The 6953-nt window shown below is 50.5% G+C and carries 4 protein-coding genes; 3 read left to right on the top strand and 1 reads right to left on the bottom strand.

The window, feature by feature from the left end; genetic code table 11:
* Positions 1-678 precede the first annotated feature (678 nt).
* The gene (locus INT22_RS18885; RefSeq protein WP_319022112.1) at positions 679-1755 is read right to left on the bottom strand and encodes a sensor domain-containing diguanylate cyclase; all 1077 of its coding nucleotides are present in this window, start codon (positions 1753-1755) and stop codon (positions 679-681) included.
* A 162-nt stretch (positions 1756-1917) separates the two neighbouring features.
* Between INT22_RS18885 and INT22_RS18880 the strand changes: the two genes are divergently transcribed.
* The 3 genes from INT22_RS18880 to INT22_RS18870 are packed head-to-tail and all read left to right on the top strand — an operon-like array spanning position 1918 to position 6889.
* Entirely contained in the window at positions 1918-2733 is an 816-nt protein-coding gene (locus tag INT22_RS18880; RefSeq protein ID WP_193061692.1) for an alpha/beta fold hydrolase, read from the top strand.
* A complete protein-coding gene (locus INT22_RS18875; RefSeq protein WP_193061693.1) occupies positions 2734-3726 on the top strand; it encodes a sensor domain-containing diguanylate cyclase in 993 nt (330 codons plus the stop codon).
* A gap of 13 nt (positions 3727-3739) precedes the next feature.
* Positions 3740-6889, top strand: coding sequence for a putative bifunctional diguanylate cyclase/phosphodiesterase (locus INT22_RS18870; protein ID WP_226912912.1), 3150 nt, complete (start codon positions 3740-3742; stop codon positions 6887-6889).
* The last annotated feature ends 64 nt before the right edge of the window (positions 6890-6953 follow it).

Genomic DNA, 6953 nt, shown 5'->3' with positions numbered 1-6953 from the left:
GTACTATGAGAAATCCAGGTTAGGAAGGCTATTCTGGCAAAAAACCTAGAAGTAGGTGACTATGATATAAACTGTATGGCGCGTTTTTAATCACTGTGTTCAGGCTACCTAGCCCCCGGAAGAAGTCGCCCCCGTAGCCGACAAAACCAAGGCCAGCTGGCCCAAAGACCTTGCCACCCAGGTCACCCTGCTGCGCGATATGCTCGCCGCCAGCCCCCACAGCGCGGAAAGTTTGGCCAGACAGTTCAAACGCAAACCGGTCAAAGGCGTCAGCGAAGTGCTCTCAGCACTCGCCGCCCTCGGTCAAGCCCAGCAGGAAAACGAACAATGACGGCTGGTTAGGTGATAAGACAATAAGCTGCTAGGCTGGCCTAGATAATATCTACGGCTGACCGCATTTGCGGATTCATCAACTGTTTGTATGTGCGAGTAGGTTCTGGATAACCAGGATAAATTAAGCACCGTAAGCGTACTGATTTGTGCGCCGGTTCCAGGGATAAAGTCTGACCTTTAGGCCATTGCTATCGCAGTGGCCTTTTGTCTACTCCAGCATTTGATCTCACCTATGCAACGACTTATAGATTGATGAAAGCGGGAATTTAGGCTGGAAATTTAATGCCACCTTTGGCAAAAAAGATTCTTTACAACGGGTTCTGTGAAAAATAGGAAAGCAAATTGCTAGTGAGCCACACCAGTTTTAAGCGCTGTGTCTAATGTCTCTGACAATGGTTGTTCTAACACGATGCAGTCTCGGCCTTGATCCTTGGCTTGATAAAGCAGTTGGTCAACAACGTTTAGCCGCTCTTGAAGGTCGCTAGCTTCATCCAGGCTGCAAATCCCCATACTAGCCGTAACGTAGAGCGGCTCGGCGATATTGGCTATCAACGGATGGCCGGCCAGCTTTTCTCGCAACCGGTTAGCGGCTTGGTACGCTTCATCAAGGGTTGTATGGGGCATGAGTAACATAAACTCTTCACCACCCCAGCGGGCTAGCACATCCGCTTGCCGCACAATTGAACGGCAGCGCTCTGCAAAGCGCTTGATGACGCGATCTCCCACTGGGTGGCCGTAGGTATCATTAATCTGCTTAAAATAATCGATATCGATCATTACTATCGCCGCTGGAGCGGCCCCACGCTTTATAGACGCCAGAGTATTATTCAGACGCCGCTCTAGCGCCCTGCGATTGAGCAACCCGGTAAGCACATCTGTTGCGGCTAATTTCGACATTTTGCGCCGCGCGTTCTCCAACTCGGCGATTAGACGTTTTTGCTCACGGTGCGAGCGCATTAATTCCATATGCGCCATCACTTGGTTAGCCAACGCTTGAAGAGCAAAGCGCTGTTGCTGGTCGATATCTCGAGGATGATAGTCAAGCACACAAAGCGTCCCTAATGGATAACCATCGTGGCTTTTCAGTATCGCCCCTGCATAAAAGCGTAAACAGGGATCACCGGCAACTAGTGGGTTGCTTACAAAGCGCTCGTCTTGCGTTGTATCGGGCACCACAAAAAGGCCCGGCTGTAAGATAACGTGAGCACAAATTGAAATATCCAGGGGTGTTTCACGCACTGAAAGCCCTTTAGCCGCTTTGAACCACTGCCGATTACGGTCGATGAAATTGATCACGGCAATCGGAGCCTGGCAGATGATAGCGGCCAATTCCACAATCTCATCGAATAAGGGGTCTTGAGGGGTATCCAGAATGTGGTATTCCACCAAGGCCGCTAGACGAGATGCTTCGTGATCTTGCACTTTCCTGTTCATCGTTCATGGGCAATCGCTACTGAATTGAAACTCTATAAAAATAGTTTTCACTGGGCTGTCCTTGTCGTTATTCAACGGCGTTGATATGCCTAGCACTGCGACACATGCTAACGTAATAGTATTAACTATAATAAAAATACGGGCACTTGAATGACGTCACTTATCGACTTTCTCAATGTTAATGAACACGGCCTTGGCACCACGCCCTTACTACTTATCCATGGGTTTGGCTGTGACCAAACAGTTTGGCATCGCCTTATTCCCTCACTTGAGAACGACTATAGACTGATTCTTGTCGACCTAGCAGGCTTCGGCGGCGCGGCACCGGAATTCTACGACTGCCAGCGGCACACTACGCCTACTGGTCATGCAGAGGATATTGCCTCACTGTGCGATGAACTGCAGCTAGAAAACGCCATGATGCTGGGCCACTCAATTGGGGGAACTATAGGGATGCTAGCATCTATTTTGCGTCCTCAGGCATTTAGCCGCCTGGGGTTGGTCTGTAGCTCAGCGCGCTACCTGGATGACCCACCCGACTATCACGGCGGCTACTCCCAGAAGCAGCTTGATGGCTTAATGCGACTAATGGAGCAAAACTACCTCGAATGGGTGAGTACGATGTCCCGAGTGGCGCTAGGTGATGCCATTACTTACGAACATCAACACAGCTTAAAGCAGCTCTTTCTTAGGATATCACCCAACATATTACGCCCATTGGCCAGAAGTATTTTTCTAGGCGATACCCGGCATCACCTGCCTCACGTTACAGTACCCAGTGTCATCTTTCAGACTGCTCGCGATGCTATTGTGCCGGTTGAAGCCGCCCAGTATCTACAAGCGAATCTTCTTAAAAGTCAGCTAGTCATGCTGGATGCAGGCGGTCATTACCCTCAGATGACTGCTCCTGATACCTTGGCTAATGCGCTACGGTCACGGCTTGCATTAACAGGGAAGCAACTATAGATGACGCCAAAGGCCGTGAACATTGCGCACTGGTGGCAGCTTGCACCCTCAGGCCTAATCATCGTAGACGGACAAGGCTGTATACTGCAGGTTAACCAAACGCTATGCCATTGGCTTGGCTACGCGGAAAATCAGCTTGTCCACCAGCCAGTCAGCACGTTGTTTACCACTGAGGCGCGTCTACTCTACCAAGGGGTGCTTTCTTTCAGGCTAAGCGATGTGGGGGCAGTCGATGAAATTCACCTTAACCTGCGCACGGAAAGTGGCGAGCCATTTCCAGTCCTGTCCAGCGCGCGCCGTTTAACCGCGCCTGACCCGCCCTTAACGCTTCTGGCCATGCTGCCGATTGCGCGTATGGATAAACTAGAACGCGAACGGTTAGAGTCTCGCCAATCAGATCGGGGCACATTAGAGGAAAATAGGCAGACTATTGCCGCTTTGGAGTCAATGCGTATCAAGCTAGAATCTCACAACCAAGAACTCCACCGTCTCACTTTACGACTGGCTCAGGAAGCTCGCAGCGATCCCCTTACCGGTTTGCCTAACCGTCGCCATTTTGATCTCGTCCTTCAAGAACGGCTAGCAAGTGCGTTTGTCAACCAGGCTCCAAAAGTGTTTAGCGTAGCGATACTGGATATAGACCTTTTCAAGCCTATCAACGACAACTATGGCCATGCAGTGGGAGACCAGGTATTGCAACAGCTAGCTCGACTACTCACTTCTCTCATACAGGGAAGTGACCTTGTTGCACGAATTGGTGGCGAAGAGTTTGCCTTTCTCATGTCTGAAACGTCACTTGAAGAAGCAGGCAAAGCCTTAGAGGGATTACGACACGCGATAGAGGTACACCCCTGGCTGCCTAAGCCGATTACCGCCAGCATCGGCGTGACAAGCTATCTGTTAGAGGATACTAGTGAAAGCTTAATGGCCCGTGCCGACCGCGCACTATATATGGCGAAGCACCTAGGACGTAATAACGTTGCCAAAGGCTAAATGGGGAGCAGCCATGCAAGCGAAAAGGGCTAAATCAAGCGCGAATGATACTGCTACAGCGCCCTATCGAATACGTGATATTGCGATAGATGTTGGCCTGCTTATGGTCGCTGCCACATTTATACTCCTGGGAAGCACAGGCCTTATAGGGCGTTGGGCAGGCATTGATTACCCACTAAGCGGTTTAATGGTGACCGATGCAGCGCTAACCGGCCTATTAGCAGGCTGCTGCCTTCTGGGGTGGTTAATCCATTACCGTGGGCTAATCGCTGTCGCGGCCGTTCCGTTAGCAGCCATCACGCTCTATACGCTAGTCCATAACGTCTGGGTCGGCGGGCCGTGGGTATCAGTCTCATGGGTGTCAGGCGGGCCAAGAATCCTCTCAGCGGCTGCACTTCTACTGCTGCTGGTGGCCGCATGTACCCTACTGGGCATGAAAAAGCCATGGCACAGGGTAGCGTGGGCGGGCTGTGGGTTACTAGCCGTTGGCATGGGCGGCTTCTCCCTTCTCCTTCTGTTGTTACCATCAAGCCGCTTTAGCTGGTCAGAAGGCTTTGTATCTGGGCCAATACTCGCCACATTGTATTCACTATTAGGTGGTAGTGCATTTATTGGGGCAGCTTGGCGCGGTAACCGCCGTCTGCTTCCACTTGGGAGTCTTACCATCACGGCTGTCGTAGCAGGGGTAATGGCCAGCTGTCTTGCGTGGTACACACTAAGCTGGAGCGCCCAAAATACTCTACAAAACCAAGTGACATCCCTAATGGATAATGCGACGCTGAACGCACGCCACGCCATGAGAACGCGACTGGAGTGGATTCAGCGTCTCGCTTGGCGGCACGACCTCCCTTTGCTTTCGCAACCCGACGATGGCTGGCTCCCCGACGTTCACGCCTACTTTCAGCATGCACCCTATTTAAAAAGCGTGGCTTTGTTTGATAGCCATGGCGAGCTTATCGATCTGCGAACATCAACAGAATTGCACACCTCCCCTATTTGGCAAAATGAGCCGCTAGATCAATTTCAGGACATGCTATTACTGGCGTGGCCAGAAGCGTGGACACTCCAACCCAAAGAGCATCCAAACACTCTGCTGCTTGTCGCGCCAACCGGAAACAATCAGCGCCATTATGTGGCCGCTGAAGTAGATCTTATCGATTTGTTAACACGCGAACTTAGCGTGCTACTTACGCAATTCCATCTCTCAGTAGGTGGTGACACGCCATTTTTAGTGTTACGGCATAACGATACGATCCCCCAATCTACCGCCTCACGCCCTTTGCCGCACCTAGAACGGCGCCATATTGGCTTGCCCGGCGGCGCACACCTCACGTTAGATGCCCACTTGGGCTCTCGCTCGACACTATTAAACGCAAGTATCATGCCCGCCAGCTTTGCTATTGCGGGGTTAACGCTTAGTTACTTGTTAGCACTTAGCCTTGGGCTGATTAAATTAGTGCGACAACATTCTGGCCAGCTACTCATAGCTAGACAGCAAATTAAAGCGCAGTACGACCTTGAGCAGCGCTTTCGCTCACTTTACCTCTATCATCCTGATGGAGTGTTTTCCCTTAATCACCAGGGGTGCATCACCAATGCAAATAAAGCCTGCAGCACGATTACTGGTCGCAACAATAGCGAGATTCTAGGCAACCATTTTTCTAAACTATTGGAGCCACAAGATATAGCACCACTACAGAAGCTCTTTACCGCTACGCTAGCAGGCCAGACAAAACAAGTAACCTTTCAGCTCAAGCATCGCGATGGGCATATAAAAGTTCTTGACCTAACCACCATGCCTATGATTGTAGAAGGAGTGACCCAGGGAGTCTTCGGCATTGTAAAAGATACAACGGTGCAACATGAACAAAAGGCACAGCTGGCCTATCAAGCCACCCACGACCTGCTTACACATCTGCCGAACTACTCTGAATTTGAAAAGCGTTTAAAATATACATTTAGCAATGCACAAAAAACCGGCCATAAACTCATAGTGTTGCACCTGGATCTGGATGGCTTTAAAGCGATTAACGATGGGCTTGGGCATCCGACGGGCAATCAATTGTTGATTGAGGTAGCCAATCGACTGCAACGACTTATCACACCGGGTGACACTCTCGCGCGCCTCACCGGTGATGAATTTGCTCTACTGCTCTCCCAAATGCCAACTGAGCAAGCGGCTATTGATCTAGCAGAGCAGATACTCGGCACTCTCTCTTTACCGTTTAAAATCGACGACACGTCAATTCACATCAGCGGCAGTATTGGCATTGCATGTAATACCACCGCAGTCGCGCATGCCCATGAACTTATGCAACGCGCTGACCTAGCCATGGGTGAAGCAAAGCAGCAAGGCCGCAATACATGGCAATGGTACCAAGGCGATGAGCAGCAAGTGACTGAAGCCTCGGTTATGCTACGCCACGATCTCCAGGCAGCACTGAAGCAGCAGCAGTTTGAGCTCTATTATCAGCCTATTGTGGACGCCACTAGTGGGAGCATTCGTGGGGTGGAAGCCCTTATACGATGGCATCATCCACAAAAAGGTATAATTTCACCCGGTATTTTCATTCCACTAGCCGAACAAACTGGCCAGATCATCCCTTTAGGGCGCTGGGTATTACAGCAAGCTTGCCAAGACGCTGCGAAACTACATGCCGCAGGCAAAGCTATACCAGTGGCCGTTAATATTTCATCACTACAGTTCAGGCGTGCTGGCTTTTTGGGGGATGTTCAACGTGCTGTGTGGGCGGCTGGTCTGCCTGCTAACGCCCTGGAGCTAGAAGTCACCGAGAGCGTACTACTCGATGGGGCGGATAAAGCAACCGACTTGATTAATCAGCTCAAGCTAATGGGCATCAAAGTCGCACTTGATGACTTTGGTACAGGATTTTCTAGCCTCAGCTACTTGCGCGATTTGCCTATTCATAAAGTCAAACTTGACCGCGCCTTTATTCACGATATAACCAACGACCATAAAAATGCCGCCATTGTCCAAGGCGTGATCACCATGGCGCATTATTTAGGCTTAGTCGTGGTGGCAGAAGGCATCGAAACCTATGAACAACAGCAGGATCTTGTACAGCGCCACTGTGATTTATTGCAAGGTTTTTTATTTGCTAAACCGATGCCGCTGGCAGCACTGCTTAAGCTCAAAGATTAACGTTCAGGCCCGTCTATCGAGAAGTAACAGATGCTTATGCACTAAAACCGATACAAAAAGTCCT

Origin of the sequence: Halomonas sp. 3D7M (assembly GCF_014897885.1) — a bacterium.
Lineage (GTDB): Bacteria > Pseudomonadota > Gammaproteobacteria > Pseudomonadales > Halomonadaceae > Vreelandella.
The sequence above is the reverse complement of the archived record's forward strand: the minus strand, read 5'-3'. Positions and strand labels throughout refer to the sequence as shown.